19 protein-coding genes are annotated in these 17,240 nt (G+C 71.9%); 9 read left to right on the forward strand and 10 right to left on the reverse strand.

What is annotated here, in order from left to right; genetic code table 11:
• The first annotated feature begins 45 nt into the window (after positions 1-45).
• On the forward strand, positions 46-684 hold the full coding sequence (locus ACFVAJ_RS06575; protein ID WP_376942296.1) for a LysE family translocator: 639 nt from the start codon (positions 46-48) through the stop codon (positions 682-684).
• A gap of 78 nt (positions 685-762) precedes the next feature.
• Here ACFVAJ_RS06575 and ACFVAJ_RS06580 read toward each other — a convergent pair whose 3' ends face one another.
• The 5 genes from ACFVAJ_RS06580 to ACFVAJ_RS06600 all read right to left on the reverse strand — a co-directional run bounded on the left by ACFVAJ_RS06580 (position 763) and on the right by ACFVAJ_RS06600 (position 6,397).
• Positions 763-2,322, reverse strand: a complete 1,560-nt coding sequence (locus tag ACFVAJ_RS06580) for a sodium:solute symporter (RefSeq protein WP_376942297.1) — start codon at positions 2,320-2,322, stop codon at positions 763-765.
• A gap of 71 nt (positions 2,323-2,393) precedes the next feature.
• Positions 2,394-4,028, reverse strand: coding sequence for a thiamine pyrophosphate-binding protein (locus ACFVAJ_RS06585; protein WP_376942299.1), 1,635 nt, complete (start codon positions 4,026-4,028; stop codon positions 2,394-2,396).
• Positions 4,021-5,019: an agmatinase gene (speB, locus tag ACFVAJ_RS06590; RefSeq protein WP_376942301.1), complete on the reverse strand. Its 999-nt coding sequence runs from the start codon at positions 5,017-5,019 to the stop codon at positions 4,021-4,023. Before speB ends, ACFVAJ_RS06585 begins: the two co-directional genes overlap by 8 nt.
• Before the next feature lie 211 nt (positions 5,020-5,230).
• On the reverse strand, positions 5,231-5,809 hold the full coding sequence (locus ACFVAJ_RS06595) for a helix-turn-helix domain-containing protein (protein WP_376942303.1): 579 nt from the start codon (positions 5,807-5,809) through the stop codon (positions 5,231-5,233).
• A gap of 42 nt (positions 5,810-5,851) precedes the next feature.
• Positions 5,852-6,397 carry a YbhB/YbcL family Raf kinase inhibitor-like protein gene (locus ACFVAJ_RS06600; protein WP_376942305.1) on the reverse strand — a complete coding sequence of 182 codons (546 nt, stop codon included), beginning with the start codon at positions 6,395-6,397 and terminating at the stop codon, positions 5,852-5,854.
• Between the two features lie 81 nt (positions 6,398-6,478).
• Between ACFVAJ_RS06600 and ACFVAJ_RS06605 the strand changes: the two genes are divergently transcribed.
• Positions 6,479-7,381, forward strand: a complete 903-nt coding sequence (locus tag ACFVAJ_RS06605) for a rhodanese-related sulfurtransferase (RefSeq protein WP_376942307.1) — start codon at positions 6,479-6,481, stop codon at positions 7,379-7,381.
• A gap of 6 nt (positions 7,382-7,387) precedes the next feature.
• Here ACFVAJ_RS06605 and ACFVAJ_RS06610 read toward each other — a convergent pair whose 3' ends face one another.
• Positions 7,388-7,954, reverse strand: a complete 567-nt coding sequence (locus ACFVAJ_RS06610; RefSeq protein ID WP_376942309.1) for a TetR/AcrR family transcriptional regulator — start codon at positions 7,952-7,954, stop codon at positions 7,388-7,390.
• Positions 7,955-8,061: 107 nt separating this feature from the next.
• On the opposite strand from ACFVAJ_RS06610, the gene ACFVAJ_RS06615 reads away from it, so the two are divergent.
• Positions 8,062-9,318 (forward strand): FAD-dependent monooxygenase, encoded by a 1,257-nt coding sequence (locus tag ACFVAJ_RS06615; protein ID WP_376942311.1) that lies wholly within the window; start codon positions 8,062-8,064, stop codon positions 9,316-9,318.
• 18 nt (positions 9,319-9,336) lie between these two features.
• Here ACFVAJ_RS06615 and ACFVAJ_RS06620 read toward each other — a convergent pair whose 3' ends face one another.
• Together ACFVAJ_RS06620 and ACFVAJ_RS06625 are read right to left on the reverse strand one after the other, a co-directional pair.
• Positions 9,337-9,849 carry a hypothetical protein gene (locus ACFVAJ_RS06620; protein WP_376942313.1) on the reverse strand — a complete coding sequence of 171 codons (513 nt, stop codon included), beginning with the start codon at positions 9,847-9,849 and terminating at the stop codon, positions 9,337-9,339.
• Positions 9,846-10,721 (reverse strand): LssY C-terminal domain-containing protein, encoded by an 876-nt coding sequence (locus ACFVAJ_RS06625; RefSeq protein ID WP_376942314.1) that lies wholly within the window; start codon positions 10,719-10,721, stop codon positions 9,846-9,848. The genes ACFVAJ_RS06620 and ACFVAJ_RS06625 overlap by 4 nt, the downstream gene beginning before the upstream one ends.
• Positions 10,722-10,863: 142 nt before the next feature.
• On the opposite strand from ACFVAJ_RS06625, the gene ACFVAJ_RS06630 reads away from it, so the two are divergent.
• From ACFVAJ_RS06630 to ACFVAJ_RS06650, 5 genes are read left to right on the forward strand one after another with little or no spacing between them, the layout of a single operon-like run.
• On the forward strand, positions 10,864-11,853 hold the full coding sequence (locus ACFVAJ_RS06630) for a siderophore ABC transporter substrate-binding protein (protein ID WP_376942315.1): 990 nt from the start codon (positions 10,864-10,866) through the stop codon (positions 11,851-11,853).
• 7 nt (positions 11,854-11,860) lie between these two features.
• Entirely contained in the window at positions 11,861-12,871 is a 1,011-nt protein-coding gene (locus ACFVAJ_RS06635) for an ABC transporter permease (protein ID WP_376942317.1), read from the forward strand.
• Positions 12,864-13,880, forward strand: a complete 1,017-nt coding sequence (locus ACFVAJ_RS06640) for an iron chelate uptake ABC transporter family permease subunit (RefSeq protein WP_376942320.1) — start codon at positions 12,864-12,866, stop codon at positions 13,878-13,880. The genes ACFVAJ_RS06635 and ACFVAJ_RS06640 overlap by 8 nt, the downstream gene beginning before the upstream one ends.
• 11 nt (positions 13,881-13,891) lie before the next feature.
• Positions 13,892-14,728, forward strand: coding sequence for an ABC transporter ATP-binding protein (locus ACFVAJ_RS06645; protein WP_376942492.1), 837 nt, complete (start codon positions 13,892-13,894; stop codon positions 14,726-14,728).
• The gene (locus ACFVAJ_RS06650) at positions 14,725-15,498 is read left to right on the forward strand and encodes a siderophore-interacting protein (protein ID WP_376942321.1); all 774 of its coding nucleotides are present in this window, start codon (positions 14,725-14,727) and stop codon (positions 15,496-15,498) included. The genes ACFVAJ_RS06645 and ACFVAJ_RS06650 overlap by 4 nt, the downstream gene beginning before the upstream one ends.
• Before the next feature lie 32 nt (positions 15,499-15,530).
• Here ACFVAJ_RS06650 and ACFVAJ_RS06655 read toward each other — a convergent pair whose 3' ends face one another.
• Both ACFVAJ_RS06655 and ACFVAJ_RS06660 read right to left on the reverse strand, forming a co-directional pair.
• Positions 15,531-15,731 (reverse strand): hypothetical protein, encoded by a 201-nt coding sequence (locus ACFVAJ_RS06655; protein WP_376942322.1) that lies wholly within the window; start codon positions 15,729-15,731, stop codon positions 15,531-15,533.
• 118 nt (positions 15,732-15,849) lie between these two features.
• A complete protein-coding gene (locus ACFVAJ_RS06660) occupies positions 15,850-16,287 on the reverse strand; it encodes an ASCH domain-containing protein (RefSeq protein WP_376942323.1) in 438 nt (145 codons plus the stop codon).
• A 61-nt stretch (positions 16,288-16,348) separates the two neighbouring features.
• Here ACFVAJ_RS06660 and ACFVAJ_RS06665 point away from each other — a divergent pair, with 61 nt between their 5' ends.
• Positions 16,349-17,119, forward strand: coding sequence for an isocitrate lyase/phosphoenolpyruvate mutase family protein (locus ACFVAJ_RS06665; RefSeq protein WP_376942325.1), 771 nt, complete (start codon positions 16,349-16,351; stop codon positions 17,117-17,119).
• The last annotated feature ends 121 nt before the right edge of the window (positions 17,120-17,240 follow it).

Genomic DNA, 17,240 nt, shown 5'->3' on the forward strand with positions numbered 1-17,240 from the left:
TGCCACCGTATCGCCCGCACCGGCGTGCGGGGTTACGATTCCCGAATGGTCCCCGTCGAGAACCTCTGGGCGTTCGTGCTGGCCTCGGTCGTGCTCATCGTCATCCCCGGCCCGAGCGTGCTCTTCGTCATCGGCCGCTCGCTCGCGCTCGGCCGCCTCGGCGGCATCCTCAGCGTCGTCGGCAACGCCCTCGGCATGGTGCCCCTCGTCGTCGCCGTCGCGCTCGGCGTCGGCGCGATCGTCGCGCAGTCGGTCGTGCTGTTCACCATCATCAAGTTCGCGGGTGCGGCGTACCTCGTGTACCTCGGCGTCCAGGCGATCCGGCATCGCAAGGACGCCGCCCGCGCGGCGAACGGCGAGGTCGCCCCCCGCTCGCACTGGCGTCAGCTCGGCGAGGGCTTCGTCGTCGGGGTCACGAACCCGAAGACGATCGCGTTCTTCGTGGCCGTGCTGCCGCAGTTCGTGTCGTTCGAGGCCGGGGCCATCCCCCTGCAGCTCTTCGAGCTCGGCGTCGTCTTCATCGTGCTCGCCCTCGCCTGCGACTCGGTGTGGGCACTCGCCGCGAGCGCGGCCCGCGACTGGTTCGCCCGTTCGCCGAGGCGCATCGAGCATCTCTCGGCCACGGGCGGCGTCATGATGATCGGCCTGGGCGGGGTGCTCGCGCTCAGCGGCAACAAGCACTGAGGCGCGCCGCGTCGGTTTCTCCGCGAGGCGGTGGATACGTCGCCCCCCAAGCGACGCATCCACCGGTCCGGGAGGCCGCTACTCGGTCGCCGTCGGCGCAGCGGGAGCGGCAGGGGCGGCGGGTGCTGCGGCCACGGCCTGCTCCCCGGCCTCGGCGCCGGCGGGCGCGGCGGGCGTCTCGGTGGTCGTGCCCTCGTCGTCACGGCTCGCGAGCCGGTCGTTCCAGATCTTGAGCACCGACGCGGGCGTCCTCGGGGTGAGGAGGCTCACGACGACGTAGACCAGGAGGCTCGCGCCGAGGCCGAAGTAGATCGGCTCGTTGGCGAGCACGTCGCCCACCACGACCATCGTGCCGAGCGTCACGATCGTGCCGACGGCCATCGACCAGAGCGCGCCGGCGCCGGTCGCCCGCTTCCACACGAAGCCGCCGAGGATCGCCACGAGCAGGCCGCCGACGAGGATGTCGTAGGCGACGGTCAGCGCCGCGACGACGTCGTTGAGCAGCGCAGCGACGATGATGACCACGACACCGAGGACGACCACGTAGAGGCGGTTGGAGCGCACGTCGTGCTCGGGGTTCGACGCCGCGGCGGCCTCGTCCCTGCTGCGGCCGACGAGTCGCTTCAGCAACGGCATCACGTCGGCGCGGGCGACCGTCGCGGTCGCGATGAGCGCGCCCGACGCCGTCGACATCATCGCGGCGACCGCCGCAGCGAGCACGATGCCGCTGAGGCCGACCGGCAGGATCTGCTGGGTGATCGCGGCGTACACGTCGTCGCTCGCCTCGATGCCCGGCAGGAACGCCGCCGCCGACATGCCGATGACGGCTCCGGCGACGCCGTAGAGGAGGCAGTAGACCGCCGCGGCCGTGCCGCCCCACTTCGCGACCTTCGGCGAGCGCGCGGTGAACACGCGCTGCCAGATGTCCTGGCCGATGAGCATGCCGAACGTGTAGATGACGAAGAAGGTGATGATCGTGTCGACGCCGATCGCGCCGAGGTCGAAGGCCGCGGTGCCGAGGCGTTCGACGATGCCCTCGTAGCCGCCGGCGTTGAACCAGGCGAAGGGCAGCAGCAGGAAGAACACGCCGATCGTCTTGAGGACGAACTGGACCATGTCGGTGAGCGTGATCGACCACATGCCGCCGATCGAGGAGTACAGCATGACGATGCCGCCGCCGATGATCACGGAGATCGTGCGGTCGGTGCCGAACAGCACGTTGAAGATCGTCGCGTACGCGATCGTCGACGTCACCGAGAGCATGAGCGTGTACGCCATCATCACGATGCCCGAGGCGCTCGTGGCGTTCACGCCGTATCGGAGCTTCAGCATCTGGGCGACCGTGTACACCTTGAGCTTCTGGATGCGCGAGGCGAACAGGATGCTGAGGAGGAACAGGCCCACGGCGATCGACACGACGAGCCACATGCCCGAGATGCCGTACTTGTAGCCGAGGCCGACGCCGCCGACGGTCGAGGCGCCGCCGAGCACGACGGCCGCCATGGTGCCGGTGTACAGGCCGGGGCCGAGCCGGCGGCCGGCGACGAGGAAGTCGGCCGAGTTCTTGGTGCGGCTCTTGCCCCACCAGCCGAAGAGCAGCATCGCTCCCAGGTAGATGATGATGATCGCGATATCCATCGTTGGATCCTTTGCGTCGGAGGTTCAGTCGGGTGTCGGGTGGGTGGTTCGGATGCCGCGGGCGGGCCGCGTCATCCCAGGTGCGTCGGCGCGAACATGCGCAGCACGGCGGGCACGACCACGACGGCGGGGCCGGGCTCGGCGAAGGTGCGGGCGATGGTCTCGCCCACGTCTTCGAGGGTCGACTCGTAGGCGGGCACGCCGAATGAGCGCGCCAGGGCTGCGAAGTCGGGACGGGCGAGCTCGGTGGCGGTGGCCTGTCCGAACGCGTCCGTCATGTACTCGCGGAGGATGCCGTAGCCTCCGTCGTCGATGATGAGCCAGGTCACGTCGGCGTCGTGCTGGCGAGCGGTGGCGAGCTCGGCGATGGAGTACATCGCACCGCCGTCGCCCGAGACGGCGAGCGTGCGGCGACCCGATCCGATCGCGGCCGCCAGCGCGGCGGGGAACGCGAAGCCGAGGCCGCCCGAGCCCTGCGCCGAGTGGAACTCGCCCTGCTGCGGGTCCCACGCCGACCAGGCCCAGTACCCCGCGATCGTCATGTCCCAGAAGGTGTGCGCGTCGGCGGGCACCGCGGCGCGGAGGCCGGCCATCAGCCCGAGCTCGGGGGCGAGGTCCTGGGCGGCGAGCCGCGCCTCGACGTCGGCGCGGAGGCGGGCGGCGAGCTCGGCGCCGCGCGCGGGCGCGTCGTCCGGGCGTGCCGGCAGCCGGTCGGCGATCGCCGAGAGCGCGAGGGCGGCATCGGCGTGGACGCCGAGCGCCTCGTAGTTCGACTCGAGCACCCGGGCCTCGGCGTCCACCTGGATGAGCCGGCCCTGCGGCGCGAAGGTGAAGTAGTTGCTCGTGACCTCGCCGATCGCGGTGCCGACCACGAGCAGCACGTCGGCCTGCTCGAGGAGCTCGGTGGTGTGCCGGTCCTCGATCCAGGAGGCCGCGGAGAGCGGGTGGTCGAACGCGATCGCGCCCTTGCCGCCGACCGTCGAGACGACCGGGGCGTCGAGGGCCTCCGCCAGACGACGCAGCGCGGCCCGGCCGCCGGGCGAGCGACGGACGCCGCCGCCCGCGAGGATCACGGGATGCTGCGCCGCGGCGAGCAGCCCGGCGGCCTCGTCGACGAGGTCGGGGCGGGGCATCCGCTCGGGGATGGCGGTGACGACCGAGCGCACCGGCGGCACGCGGGTGGCCTCGAGCAGGACGTCCTCGGGGATCTCGACCCAGGTCGGGCCGGCGGGCGCGGCCTGCGCGAGGGACCAGGCGTCGGCGAGCGCCGACGGGATCTGGGAGGCCTCGCGGATCACCGCGGTCGACTTCGTCACGTTGCGCGCGCTCTGCTGCTGGTCGTCGAGCTGGTGCAGCAGGCCCTTGCGGGTGCCGCCGAGTCCGCGGCGCGGCACCTGGCTCGTGATCACGAGGAGCGGCACGCCCGTGGAGTACGCCTCCTGGAGTGCGCCCAGCGCGGTCAGGGCACCGGGGCCGGTCGAGAGGAACAGCACGCCGACCTCGCCCGTGGTGCGGGCGTAGCCGTCGGCCCCGAAGGCCGAGTTGTTCTCGACCCGCGAGCTCACGAACTCGAGGTCGCTGCGCCGGATCGCGTCGAACAGGCCGAGGGCGTGCTGCCCGGGGATGCCGAAGACGTGCGTCACGCCGAGGGTCTCGAGCGTCTCGACGACGACGTCGCCGCCGTTGCGCGGCTGCGCCTCAGACATGGGCGGATGCCTCGGCGCCCGCGCCGACCGCCGCGCGGGCGGGGTGCGAGGCGTGCCGGTCGGCCAGGAGCGACACGAGGTCGTAGGCCACGTGCGAGGCGGCGACGCCGGTGATCTCGGCGTGGTCGTAGGCGGGGGCGACCTCGACGACGTCGGCGCCGATGAGGTTCATCCCGCGGAAGCCGCGCAGGATCTCGAGCAGCTCGCGGCTCGTCATGCCGCCGGCCTCGGGGGTGCCGGTGCCGGGCGCGTGCGCCGGGTCGAGCACGTCGATGTCGATCGAGATGTAGAGGGGCCGGTCGCCGATGCGGTCGCGGAGCTTCGCGGCCACCTCGTCGGCGCCCTGGCGGTACACGTCGGAGCTCGTCACGATGCCGAAGCCGAAGCGGCGGTCGTCCTCGAGGTCCTTCTTGCCGTACAGCGGGCCGCGGGTGCCGACGTGGCTCAGCGCCTCGGTGTCGATGATGCCCTCCTCGAAGGCGCGGCGGAACGGCGTGCCGTGCGTGTACTCCGCGCCGAAGTAGGTGTCCCAGGTGTCGAGGTGCGCATCGAAGTGCAGCAGCGCGACCGGGCCGTGCTGCTTCGCGGCGGCGCGCAGCAGCGGGAGGGCGATGGTGTGGTCGCCGCCGATGGTCACGAGCCGGGTCCCCTCGCGGGTGAGCTCGGTCGCGGCATCCTCGATCGCCTCGATCGCCTCGCCGATGTTGAAGGGGTTCGCGACGATGTCGCCGGCGTCGGCGACTTGGGCCAGCTCGAACGGCGACACGTCGAGAGCCGGGTTGTAGGGGCGGAGGAGGCGGGACGCCTCGCGCACGTGGGCCGGGCCGAAGCGCGCACCCGAGCGGTAGGAGACGCCGGCGTCGAAGGGCACGCCCGCGACGACGATGTCGGCGCGCTCGACCTGGTCGAGGCGGGGCAGGCGGGCGAAGTTCGCGGGGCCGGCGAATCGCGGGGTCTTCGAGCTGTCGACGGGACCGATCGGCTGCGTCATGTCACAACCTCCTTGTTGCATAGTGTGAATCTTTTGTTGCTTGTCAGGCATCTGGCTGGAGACAACATAGCCGTGATGCGAGGAAGCGTCAAGACCCGGGATCAGCCTCAGGGACGAACGGCGCGACGAACCCGCCCAGCGGTCGGACGGCGCCGGGATGCCGCGCACGCGACGACCACCGCCCGAAGGGCGGGAGCCGGCCGGCGAACCGTCACGCGCTCCAGAGCGCGGGCACGAGCACCCAGATGACCTCGGCCGAACCGTCGCCGACGACCCGCCAGCTGTGCGGCTCGTGGCCGTTGAAGGTGAGGCTGTCGCCCGCGCCGAGCTCCCAGTCGCGGTCGGAGAAGCGCACGACGACCTCGCCGCGCAGCACGTGCAGCACGTCGACGTCGGCCGCGACCGCGTAGAGCTCCTGACCGCCGTGGCCGCCGGGCTCGATCACCGAGCGGATCACCTGCACGCGCGACTCCGATCGCGGCGAGAGGAGGCGCTCCTCGGTGTCGACGCCGCCGAGGTTCACGCGCGGACCGGTGCCCGCGCGGACGAGCTGCACGTCGGGCTCCTCGAACAGCGATCCGACCGAGATCGACAGCACCGCGCACAGGGTGATCAGCGACGCCACGCTCGGCGAGGTGATGTCGCGCTCGACCCGCGAGAGGAACCCCTTCGTGAGGCCCGTGATCGTCGCGACCTCCTCGATCGTGAGGTTCTGCGCCTGCCGCGCCGCGCGCAGGCGCGAACCGATCGCGACGCGGCGCGGGTTGGGCTCGAGCGGCATGGGGCGCATGATGTCACACGCTACCCGATGGGCCGCACGCAGCCCGGGAGACTACGCGTCGGCCGGGTTCACCGCCGTGCCCGTGAGCACCGCGCGGCCGATGCCGTGGAAGAAGCACTGGATCGCGAGGTTCGCGGGCGTCGCCTCGGGGTCGATCGACAGCCGCGGCACGTCGAGGGCGTGCACGACGAACATGTACCGGTGCACGCCGGTACCGGGCGGCGGCGCCGAACCGGCGTAGCGCCGCTCGCCGTCCTCGTTGGGCAGCACGAGCGCGCCCGCGGGCAGCTTCAGCGCGCCCGGTTCGCCGGCGTCGGGCTCGAGGCTCGTGACCGAGGCCGGCAGGTTCGCGACGGCCCAGTGCCACCAGCCCGAGGCGGTCGGCGCATCGGGGTCGAGGCACGTGAGCGCGAAGCTCTGCGTGCCCGCAGGGAACCCCGACCAGGACAGTTGCGGCGAGCGATCGCCGGCGCCCTGGCCGGCGGCGCGCAGCGGCAGCGGCAGCTCCGCGCCGTCCTCGAAGTCGGCACTCTCGAGGGTGAAGCGGGCCATCGGCTTCAGCGCCTGCAGTGCGGCGTAGGGGTCGTGATCGAACATCGGCGTTCCTCTCGACGGATGCCTCCAGCCTAGGCCGGGCGCACACGGCGAGCGCGGAGCATCCACTCGTAGACTCTCGTGGTGCCGATCGCCAAGATCCTCCTCTACTACGCCTTCACGCCCCTCGCCGACCCCGACGCGGTGCGGCTCTGGCAGCGCGACCTCGCCTCCTCGCTCGGCCTGCGAGGGCGGATCCTCATCTCGAAGGACGGCCTGAACGGCACGCTCGGCGGCGAGCTCCGCGCCCTCAAGCGGTACGTGCGCGCGACGCGCGACTACCCGGCGTTCAAGCACATCGACTTCAAGTGGAGCGAGGGCACCGGCCTCGACGAGTCGGGGGCGAGCCGCGACTTCCCGAAGCTCAGTGTCAAGGTGCGCGACGAGATCGTCTCGTTCGGGGCACCCGAGGAGCTCGCGGTCGACGGCGAGGGCGTCGTCGGCGGCGGCACGAGGCTCACCCCCGAGGCGCTGCACGAGCTCGTCGCCGAGCGCGGCGACGAGGTCGCCTTCTTCGACGGGCGCAATGCGCTCGAGGCCGCGATCGGGCGCTTCGCCGGCGCGGTCGTGCCCGACGTCGAGACGACGCGCGACTTCGTGAAGCTGCTCGACTCTGGTGAGTACGACGACCTCAAGGGGCGCCCGGTGGTGACCTACTGCACCGGCGGCATCCGCTGCGAGGTGCTCTCGAGCCTCATGGTGAGCCGCGGGTTCGGCGAGGTGTACCAGCTCGACGGCGGCATCGTGCGGTACGGCGAGCGCTTCGGCGACGACGGGCTCTGGCAGGGATCGCTGTACGTCTTCGACGGGCGCGGCTCGATCGACTTCTCCGACCACGCCGCGGTCGTCGGCGAGTGCGCACGCTGCGGCGGCGCGACGAACCGCACCGCCAACTGCACGGATGCCTCGTGCGACGCCGAGTTCGTGCTCTGCGCGTCGTGCGACTCCGCCCGGTGCCCTGCGCACGCGGCGGAGCTCGCGGGCTGACCCGGACTACTCCCCCGCGATCGCCGCGACCGCGAGGGCGAGCTCGTCGCCCGTCGGCACGAGCTCGGGGTCGACGAGCCAGAGGATCCCGAGGCTCTGCGTCAGCGCGAAGTCGAGCTTCGCGATCGCCTCGACCTGCGCGTCGTCGAGCTCGGGGCGGGCGGCGCGGAGGTGCTCGGCGATGCCCCGGCCGGCCTCGTTCGTGGCCGCGGCGAGATCGTGCGCCCCGCCGGGACCGCGCAGCACGCGCACCGTGTTCTCGAGGCTCGCGAGCAGTGCTTCGCGGTTGTCGGCGAACACCCCGGGCATGCGGTTGAAGAGCGCCGCGAACCCCTCGAGCAGCGGCAACGCCGTCGTCTCGCGGATCACCGCCTCCATGCGGTCGCCGATGCCCGAGCCGAGCGACTCGGTGAGGGCCTCGGTGATGAGCTGCTCCTTCGACCCGAAGTGGTAGCCGATCGCCGCGAGGCTGACGCCGGCCTCCGCCGCGATGTCGCGCGCCGTGGCCTTCGCGACGCCCCGCTCGAGGATCACCTTCCGCGCCCCCGCGAGGAGGTCTTCACGATTGCCCATGCCGCCATCGTATCGAACGATTCAGACGCTTGTATTAGACAAGCGTCTGAATGAGGTGTAGAACATCTGTATCAGACAAATGTCTCAATCGATGAAGGAGCACGACGATGAGCACGAACTCCGCACCGCACGTCCTGATCTCCGGAGCCGGCATCGCCGGGCTGGCCCTCGCGCTGCAGCTCGTCCGCAGCGGCATCCGCGCGACCGTCGTCGAGCGCGCCGACGCTCCCCGCCCCGGCGGCCAGGCCGTCGACCTGCGCGGTGCGAGCCGCGATGTCGCCGAGCGCATGGGCCTCATGCCCGGCATCGACGCCCGCCGCGTGCACGAGATCGGCATGTCGTACGTCGACGGCCGGGGCCGGGTGTTCGGCCGCATGTCGATGTCGGACTTCGACGGCGAAGGCGCCGTCGCCGAGATCGAGATCGCTCGCGGCGATCTCGCCGAGGTGCTGCTGGAGGCGCTCGAGGAGGCGGCCGCCGCGGCACCCGGACTCGTCGAGGTGCGCTACGGCGACCGCATCACCGCGCTCGAGCAGCACGCCGACCGGGTCGACGTCGAGTTCGAGCATGCGTCGCCCGCCTCGTTCGATCTCGCCGTGGGCGCCGACGGCGTGCACTCGGCGACCCGGCGCCTCGCCTTCGGGCCCGAGGAGCAGGTCGCGACGCCGCTCGGCGGCTACGCCGCGTTCTTCACCCTCCCGACGCCCGCCGACCTCGAGCCCGGATGGTTCGCGCTGCGCTTCGTGCCCGGCATCGCGTTCGGGCTCCGGCCCGACCGCGACCCCGCGACGTCGAAGGCGATCCTGACGCTGCGCAGCGAGCACGACGCGAGCCTGCGCGGCGACCGCTCCGCACAGGAGGCGCTCATCCGCCGCGCGCTCGAGGGTGCCGGATGGCACGCCGAGACCATCCTGCGGGCGATGCCCGAGGCATCCGACTTCTACTTCGACGAACTGGTGCGCATCGACCTGGACGAGCCGGTGCGCGGGCGGGTGGTGCTGCTCGGCGATGCCGCCTCGTGCGGCTCGCCGCTGACCGGCATGGGCACGGCGACCGCCCTCATCGGTGCGTACTTGCTCGGCGAGCACCTCGCCGCCGGGCACGATGACGTGCCCGCCGCGCTGGCACGCTACGCGCGCGACATCGCACCGTTCGTCGAGGCGGGCAAGAAGATCCCGGGCGGCGGCATCGATCGGATGGTGCCGGCGAACCGGTTCGCCGCGGTGATGGCGCGGGCGGCGACCGGAGTGATGCTGTCGAAGCCGTTCCTGCCGCTCGTGCGGCGCATGTTCGCGGCGGGCGGGCCCGATCTCGCGCTGCCGACCGTGCGGCCGTCGACCCGGCGCGCGCACGCCGAGGTGTGAGCGCTCGGCGTCCCTACCCTACTTCCGAGGGCGGCGGGCGTACGCGCGCGCATTGCGGCTCGAGAGGGCGAGCAGCACGAGGATGTCGAGGGCGAGCGTGACGAGCGTCGTGCGCAACGTGATCTCCGCGTCACCGCCGAAGTAGTCGATGGCCGACCAGGTGATGCTGACGGTCGCGAACAGCATCACGGTGATCCGCGCCCAATTGCTGCCGCGGTAGACGAGCACCGCGAAGACGAGCTCGACCGCGAGCACGATGCCGCCGCCCACGAGGATCACGGCGAGGCCGAAGTCCGACACCGACTGCGCGTCGACGTCGCCGTCGAGCTCGATGCCGAAGTCGCCCTCGAGCACCTGGCGCCACTGCACGGCGAGCGCGATCAGCCAGACGACGCCCGCAAGGACGCGCAGCACGACGAGCACGGCGCCGAAGGCGGTCGCCGCCGGGCGGCGCATCGAGGCGGACCCGGGGTCGAGCGGGCGGGCGAGATCGCCGGGCGACTCGTACGCGGGGCGCTTGCCGCCGCTCACGAGGCCTCCTCCGAGCGGGCCGGCTCGATGGCCCCGAGGGGCACCTCGCGCACGTCGAGCACCGGCAGTCCCCCGTCGGTGCTGATCGAGTCGCCGCCGCCGTTGCGCGAATGGTAGCCGGTGGAGAAGTCGGCGAGCACGTCGACCGTCGCCCGCGGGTTCGCGCCGAGCACGGTCATGACGATGTGGTCGCGTTCGACGTCGATGTCGGCGTCGATCTTGTGGGTGACCTGGAGGGTGAAGAGCGAGAAGCCGACGGCGCGGTCGAAGGTGCCGGCGGCGAGCCAGCCGACCCGGCGCCCGCCCGGCAGCAGCCAGCCGTCGGGGGTGCGCCAGAACCGCACGTGGTGGCGCTTGGCGGGGTTGCCCTCGACCTCCTGCTGGTAGGCGAAGTCCTGTTGGCGGCCGAAGAGGAAGAGCGGGCTGACCGGTGCCTCGTCGTAGCTCTTCCCGGTGAGGGTGGAGGCGACGATCCGCCAGCTCGTGCCCGCGGTCACGTCGTCGGCACGGGACCACCCGGCCGCGCGCATGGCCGCGTGCAGCTGCGGCTCGTCGCCGTCGAGGGCGAGGTTGACGGGGTCGCCGAGCAGTCCGTCGCTCGTGCGCGCGCGTCCGATGAAGTAGTCGGGCACGTAGATCGTCGTGAGGATGCGGTGCAGGCGCGGCAGCACGAGGTAGGCGAGCACGAGCCAGAACGCGACGAAGAAGAGCAGTCCGAACCAGCCCCAGTCGAAGCTCTGCTCGAGGATCAGCCAGGCCAGCCACACCGCGGCGACGCCCGCGTAGATGAAGAAGAAGCCGTCGAGCAGCGCGTTCGCCGAGAATCGGCGCGGCCGTCGCCTCGCGGATGCCCCCTCCGACGTCTCCCCCATGCCGGAATGCTACCCGGGGCCGGTCGAGGAACACTCAGTTGGCCTCTCGCGAGCACTTAAGGTTAGCCTTACCTTGCTTAGGGTTCCCTAAGTCGCTGCAGAGTCGCGGCACGACCACCCTCACGGAAAGCGAGAGTTCACCATGCCCAGACGCCGTTCGGCGCTGACCGTCACCGCCGGTCTCCTCACGATCACCGCCCTCGGACTCGCCGGCTGCGCGAGCGCCGCGGAGGCCGAGCCCGAGCCCGCCGCGGCGAGCGGCACGGTCACGATCGTCGACAACCACGGCGAGGTCGAGGTGCCGGTGAACCCCGAACGGGTCGTCGCGCTCGACAACCACGTCTTCGAGACCCTCTCGGCCTGGGACATCCCCCTCGCGGCCGCACCGAAGCAGATCATGGGCACCGACATCTGGCCCGAGTACACGGGCGACGAGGCGGTGCTCGACGTGGGCGCCCACTTCGAGCCGAACCTCGAGTCGATCGTCGCGGCGCAGCCCGACCTCGTCATCGGCGGCTACCGCTTCGCCGAGTCGTACGACCAGATCGTGAAGCAGAACCCCGATGCCGCGGTCATCGAGATCGCCCCGCGCGACGGCGAGGACCCGAACGCCGAGCTCACCCGCGAGATCGAGATCCTCGGCCAGATCTTCGACCGCGAGGACGAGGCCGCCGAGCTCATCGCCGCGTTCGACGAGGCGACCGCCGCCGCGAAGGATGCCTACGACGGCACGTCGACTGTCGCGACCCTGCTCACCTCGGGCGGCGAGATCTCGTACATCGCGCCGGTGACCGGCCGCAGCCTCGGCGCGCTCTACCCGACCGCGGGCCTCACCCCCGCGATCGAGCAGGCCGCCGAGGACACCTCCCACGGCGACGACATCAGCGTCGAGGCGATCGCCGCGGCGAGCCCCGACTGGATCATCGTGATGGACCGCGAGGGCGCCATGACCGACGCCGAGGGCTACGTGCCCGCGAAGGAGCTCATCGAGGGCTCCGAGGCGCTCGCGAACGTCACCGCCGTGAAGGAGGGTCAGGTCGTCTACGTCGACCCAGCCTTCTACCTCACCGAGGACCTCCAGTCGTACACGGCGCTCTACGAGCAACTCGCGAAGGCGTTCGCCCCCGCGTAGTCATCACGTGTCGCAGCAGTCCGTGGCATCCGCCACTCAGCCTGAGGCGCGCACCCGACCGGGTGCGCGCCTCGGGCGCGCGCGCCGCGCCGCACTCCCCCTCGCGATCCTCGCGACCCTCGGCCTCCTGACGCTCTCGCTTTTCGTCGGCGTCTACGACGTCGTCGGGGCCGAGGGCGGCGCCGAGATGTTCGCCATCACCCGCATCCCCCGCACGATCGCCCTCATGCTCGCGGGCTGCGCGATCGCCGTCAGCGGCCTGGTCATGCAGATGCTCACCCAGAACCGCTTCGTGGACGCGACGACCGCGGGCACGACCGAGTGGGCCGCGCTCGGCCTGCTGCTCACCGTGCTGCTCGTGCCCGGCGCGAATCTCGAGGCGCAGATGGTCGCCGCGAGCCTCGCCGCCTTCGTCGGCACCCTCGCCTTCCTCGCGATCCTCCGCCGCGTCGCGATCCGCACGACCCTCGTGGTGCCGCTCATCGGCATCATGCTCGGCGCCGTCGTGAGCGCCTTCACCACCTACCTCGCGGCCTCGACGAACTCGCTGCAGATGCTCGGCACCTGGTTCATGGGCAGCTTCACGAGCGTCGTGCGCGGGCGTTACGAGGTGCTCTGGGTCGTCGCGCTCGTGACCCTCTTGATCTTCCTCGTCGCCGACCGCCTCACCGTCGCGGGCCTCGGCCGGGACGTCGCCACGACCGTCGGCGTGCGCTACGAGGCCGTGCTCGTCGTCGGCACCTCGCTCGTCGCGATCGCGACGGGCGTCACGACCGTGGTCGTCGGGTTCCTGCCCTTCCTCGGGCTCGTCGTGCCGAACGTCGTCTCGATGATCCGCGGCGACGACCTGCGCGGCAACCTGCCGTGGGTGTGCGTCGGCGGCGTCGCCCTCGTCACCGTGTGCGACCTCATCGGCCGCACGATCCGCATGCCGTTCGAGATCCCCGTGTCGATGGTGCTCGGCATCGTCGGCAGCGCGGTGTTCATCGCCCTCCTCCTGCGGAGGCCGCGTGGCTGAGGTCCTGAGCCGAACGGCCCGGATGCCGCGTGCCGCGTCCCGCACGAGGCATCCCCGCCATCTCGGCGCGATCATCGCGGCCGCTGCGGCGCTCCTCTTCGCCACCGGCATCCTCGTCTGGGACAACCCGGTGCCGGTCGGGCAGCCCGGCTTCTGGATCATCGTCGAGTCGCGCGCGGTCGCCGTCGCGACGATCGCGCTCGTCGCCGTCTGCCAGGCGATGGCGACGGTGCTGTTCCACACGGCGACGGGCAACCGCATCCTGACCCCGTCGATCCTCGGGTTCGACGCGCTCTACACGCTCATGCAGACCGCGCTCGTGTTCGTGTTCGGCATGGCCGCGACGCAGGTCGAGGGCCCCGCGAAGATCATCGTGCAGAGCCTCGCGATGATGCTCTTCGCGACCCTGCTCTACGGGTGGCTGTTCTCGGGGCGGCGCCGGAACCTGCACGTGCTGCTCCTCGTCGGCGTCGTGCTCGGCGTCGGGTTCGGCTCGGTCTCGACGTTCCTGCAGCGCCTCCTCACGCCGAGCGAGTTCGACGTGCTCGCCTCGCGGCTCCACGGCTCGATCGGCAACGCGAACCCCGAGGTGCTGCCCTGGGCGACGCTCGTCGTGGCGGCGATCGCGGTCGCGGTCTGGCGCCGTCGCCACGTGCTCGACGTGCTCGCGCTCGGGCGCGACGCCGCCGTGAACCTCGGCATCGGGTACCGTCGCGAGGTCGTCGGCCTCCTCGTCGTCGTCGCCGCGCTCATCGCGATCTCGACGACGATGATCGGGCCGATGACCTTCTTCGGTTTCCTCGTGGCGACGCTCACCTACCAGTTCGTGCGCACCGACCGACACGCCGCGGTGCTTCCGCTCGCCGTGCTCATCGGGCTCGCCGCGCTCACGGGCGCCTACTTCGTGCTGCAGCACGTGTTCTACGCCGCCGGCCTCGTCACCGTCGTCATCGAGTTCGTCGGCGGACTCGCCTTCCTCGTCGTCATCCTGCGAAAGGGGCTCAGATGAGCACCGCGCCCATGATCACCCTCGATGCCGTCGCGAAGGGCTACGGCGGCACGCGCGCCCTCGGCCCGATCGACCTCGAGATCGCCCGCGGCGGCATCACCGCGCTCGTCGGCCCGAACGGCGCTGGCAAGTCGACGATGCTCACGATCATCGGGCGCCTCCTCGGCGCCGACGCGGGCGTCGTGCGGGTCGGCGGGCTCGACATCGCGACGGCGAAGCCGCGCGAGCTCGCGAAGGTCGTGTCGATCCTCAAGCAGGAGAACCACTTCGTCGCCCGCCTCACCGTGCGCCAGCTCGTCTCGTTCGGGCGGTTCCCCCACTCGCAGGGGCGGCTCGCGGCATCCGATCACGAGGCGATCGATGAGGCGATCGCGTTCCTCGACCTCGCCCACCTCGAGCACCGCTTCATCGACGAGCTGTCGGGCGGACAGCGGCAGCGCGCCTTCGTCGCGATGGTGCTCGCGCAGGACACCGACGTCGTGCTGCTCGACGAGCCGCTCGCGAACCTCGACATGCGGCACGCGGCCTCCATGATGCGGCAGTTGCGCGACGCGGCCGACGTGCTCGGCAAGACGATCGTGCTCGTCGTGCACGACGTGAACTTCGCCTCGGTGTACGCCGACCGCATCGTCGCTCTCGCGGGCGGCGAGATCGTCGCGTCGGGCACGCCGGAGGAGATCATGCGCGGCGAGGTGCTCTCGCACGTGTTCGACACCCCCGTCGACGTCGTCGAGCACGCGGGGCAGCGCCTCGCGGTGTACTACCGGCCCGAGCCGGCGCACCCCCGGTCCGAACCCACCCGATCCGAACCGACCGTTCCCGAACCGACCAGAAATGAGACCCGATGACCGCCTTCACGCTCGCACGCCGCTCGAACGACCTCGTCTTCCGCCCCGCGAGGCTCGCCTCGCGCCGCTTCCTCGTCGCGGACTACGTGCGCGTACGACTCGAGGGCGAGGCGCTCATCGGCTTCGACTCCCCGGGCGCCGACGACCACATCCGCGTGTTCTTCCCCGAGGGCGACGCCGCTTCGCTCGAGATCGACGAGCTGCGCGCCGCGCCGAGCCGCGAGGTCACGCCGCTCGCCTGGGACGCCGCGGCGGGCACCCTCGACCTCGAGCTCCTCGTGCACGGCGACGAGGGCATCGCTGGGCGCTGGGCGGCGGACGCCGCGATCGGCGCCTCGGTGGGCATCGGCGGTCCGCGGGGGTCGCTCGTCATCGAGGGCGAGCCCGAGGGGTGGCTGCTCGCGGGCGACGAGACCTCGCTCCCGGCGATCCGTCGCCTGGCCCGGCGGATGCCTCGCGACGCGCGCGGACTCGTCGTGCTCGAGGCGAACGGGGCCGGCGCGGACTACGCGTTCGAGGCACCCGAGGGCGTGCGGATCGAATGGATCGCACGGGGCGCGGGCTCGCCGTCGTCGGCGCTCATCGCCCGGCTCGACGCGCTGACCGCCGACGACCGCCCCTCGGGCGACGTCTTCGCGTTCGTCGCCGCCGAGCAGTCCGTCGTGAAGCCCGGCCGGGCGCTCCTCGAGCGCTGGGGGCTCGACGCCGACCGTGCGGTCGTCAAGGGGTACTGGCGTCGCGGCGACGCCGAGTACCACGCGCCGCACTGAGGGCGACGGGGCGGCCCGGTCTCATCCCGGCCTCACCTCGACGCGGCGAGCGCCAGCCGCTCCGCGGTGTCGGCCGTCATGGCGCCGGCCGGCACGTCCTGCGCGGCCTCGATCGTCGTGCCGACGACCGGCTCGCCCGTCACGGCCTGCTCCGCCGACGGCCCGTCGGGACCGGCGAACGCGAGTGCGATGAACCCTGCGACGATGACGACCGCCACGATGACCCGATCCATGCCGTCCCCTTCCGCTCGCTCCGAGCGTGGCCGGTCGTCGGGCCCGCGGCATCCGGATCGACCCCTCAGATTCGGGCGGCGTCCCCTCAGATCCGCTGCGCGGACGAGGGAGGACGGGTCAGCTCGAGGGCAGTTCGACGACGCGGAAGCGCTCGAGCACGACGAGGGTGTCGTCGTCGAGCGTCGCGCGGCCGCCGGTGCTCGCGGTGTGCTCCGCCCCGGTCCAGAACCGCTCGTGCGCCTCGCGCCACTCCTCGACGCTCGTGAGCCCCTCGCCCTCGTCGAGGGCGTGCTGGAGGTCGACCTCGGCCAGGCGTGCCGTGCGGACCTCGGTGGTCTCGACGATCGCGATCGCCCGCTCGTCGGAGTCGATGAGGCGGTAGTGCTGCCCGGCACGGGGCAGCTCCTCCCCCGGGTGGTCGTAGTCGGCGAGCAGCGACGTGGTCGAGGTCTTCAGCCCGGCCAGGATCGCGGCGTTGAGCCGCTCTCGGAGCGGCCCGGGGTAGCCGAACTCGGTGACGGGCAGGTGCGCGGCGCGTTCGAGGAAATCGGACATGACCCACAATGCTACGGTCCGATCGCCGGCCGACGGCTCCGACTGGTCATAGTGTGAGGGCATGACCCTCGCCGAGAACGCCGCCGAACTCCGCCGCCTCCACACCGCCCCCGAACTCCTCCAGGTCGTCAACGTGTGGGACGTCGTGAGCGCCCGCGCCGTCGCCGCCCTGCCCGAGACCCGCGCCCTCGCCACGGCCGGCCACTCGATCGCCGCGTCGTTCGGCTACGCCGACGGCGAGATCCCGGTCGATCTCATGCTCGACATGGCGGGTCGCATCGCGCGCGCGGTCGAGGTGCCCGTGAGCGCCGACCTCGACGACGGCTACGGCGACGCCGGCGAGACCGTGCGTCGTGCGATCGGCGAGGGCATCGTCGGGGCGAACATCGAAGACCGCCTGAAGCCGCTCGCCGAATCGGTCGCGGTCGTCGAGGCGGCCGTCGCGGCGGCCGACGCCGAGGGCGTGCCGTTCGCGCTCAACGCCCGCACCGACGCCTGGCTGCGCGGCCACGACCGCCCGCGCGAGGTGTGGCTCGCCGACGCGATCGAGCGCGGTCGCGCCTTCCTCGACGCCGGTGCGACGAGCGTGTTCGTGCCGGGCGTGTTCGGCGAGGCCGAGATCGAAGAACTCGTCGCCGGCATCGGCGAGCAGAGGCTCGCCCTCATCGGGCTGCCGGGCGTGCCGGCGCCCGCCCGGCTCGAAGCCCTCGGGGTGGCCCGCCTCTCGTACGGCCCGACGACCCAGCGCATCGCGCTCGGCGCGCTGCAGGACCTGGCGACCGAGCTCTATGCGGGCGGCGTGCTGCCCGCCGGTATCCGCCCGTTGAACTGATCGTCCGCGGATTCCCCGCGCTGATCTGCGAATCCCCCACGAGACGGATGCCCCGCGCACCCCGTTCTCGCTAGGGTGAGCATGTTCGCGGCCTCGGTCGCGAACACGGGTCGTGCGGGGG

This window comes from Agromyces sp. NPDC057679, from assembly GCF_042799635.1.
Taxonomy (GTDB): Bacteria; Actinomycetota; Actinomycetes; order Actinomycetales; family Microbacteriaceae; genus Agromyces.

Coding starts and splice junctions, on each gene's coding strand:
- ACFVAJ_RS06630 (WP_376942315.1), top strand. CDS start 10,864: ATGCCCAGACGCCGTTCGGCGCTGACCGTCACCGCCGGTCTCCTCACG.
- ACFVAJ_RS06615 (WP_376942311.1), top strand. CDS start 8,062: ATGAGCACGAACTCCGCACCGCACGTCCTGATCTCCGGAGCCGGCATC.
- ACFVAJ_RS06645 (WP_376942492.1), top strand. CDS start 13,892: ATGATCACCCTCGATGCCGTCGCGAAGGGCTACGGCGGCACGCGCGCC.
- ACFVAJ_RS06650 (WP_376942321.1), top strand. CDS start 14,725: ATGACCGCCTTCACGCTCGCACGCCGCTCGAACGACCTCGTCTTCCGC.
- ACFVAJ_RS06625 (WP_376942314.1), bottom strand. CDS start 10,721: ATGGGGGAGACGTCGGAGGGGGCATCCGCGAGGCGACGGCCGCGCCGA.
- ACFVAJ_RS06595 (WP_376942303.1), bottom strand. CDS start 5,809: ATGCGCCCCATGCCGCTCGAGCCCAACCCGCGCCGCGTCGCGATCGGT.
- ACFVAJ_RS06610 (WP_376942309.1), bottom strand. CDS start 7,954: ATGGGCAATCGTGAAGACCTCCTCGCGGGGGCGCGGAAGGTGATCCTC.
- ACFVAJ_RS06575 (WP_376942296.1), top strand. CDS start 46: ATGGTCCCCGTCGAGAACCTCTGGGCGTTCGTGCTGGCCTCGGTCGTG.
- ACFVAJ_RS06585 (WP_376942299.1), bottom strand. CDS start 4,028: ATGTCTGAGGCGCAGCCGCGCAACGGCGGCGACGTCGTCGTCGAGACG.
- speB (WP_376942301.1), bottom strand. CDS start 5,019: ATGACGCAGCCGATCGGTCCCGTCGACAGCTCGAAGACCCCGCGATTC.
- ACFVAJ_RS06660 (WP_376942323.1), bottom strand. CDS start 16,287: ATGTCCGATTTCCTCGAACGCGCCGCGCACCTGCCCGTCACCGAGTTC.
- ACFVAJ_RS06655 (WP_376942322.1), bottom strand. CDS start 15,731: ATGGATCGGGTCATCGTGGCGGTCGTCATCGTCGCAGGGTTCATCGCA.
- ACFVAJ_RS06580 (WP_376942297.1), bottom strand. CDS start 2,322: ATGGATATCGCGATCATCATCATCTACCTGGGAGCGATGCTGCTCTTC.
- ACFVAJ_RS06665 (WP_376942325.1), top strand. CDS start 16,349: ATGACCCTCGCCGAGAACGCCGCCGAACTCCGCCGCCTCCACACCGCC.
- ACFVAJ_RS06600 (WP_376942305.1), bottom strand. CDS start 6,397: ATGTTCGATCACGACCCCTACGCCGCACTGCAGGCGCTGAAGCCGATG.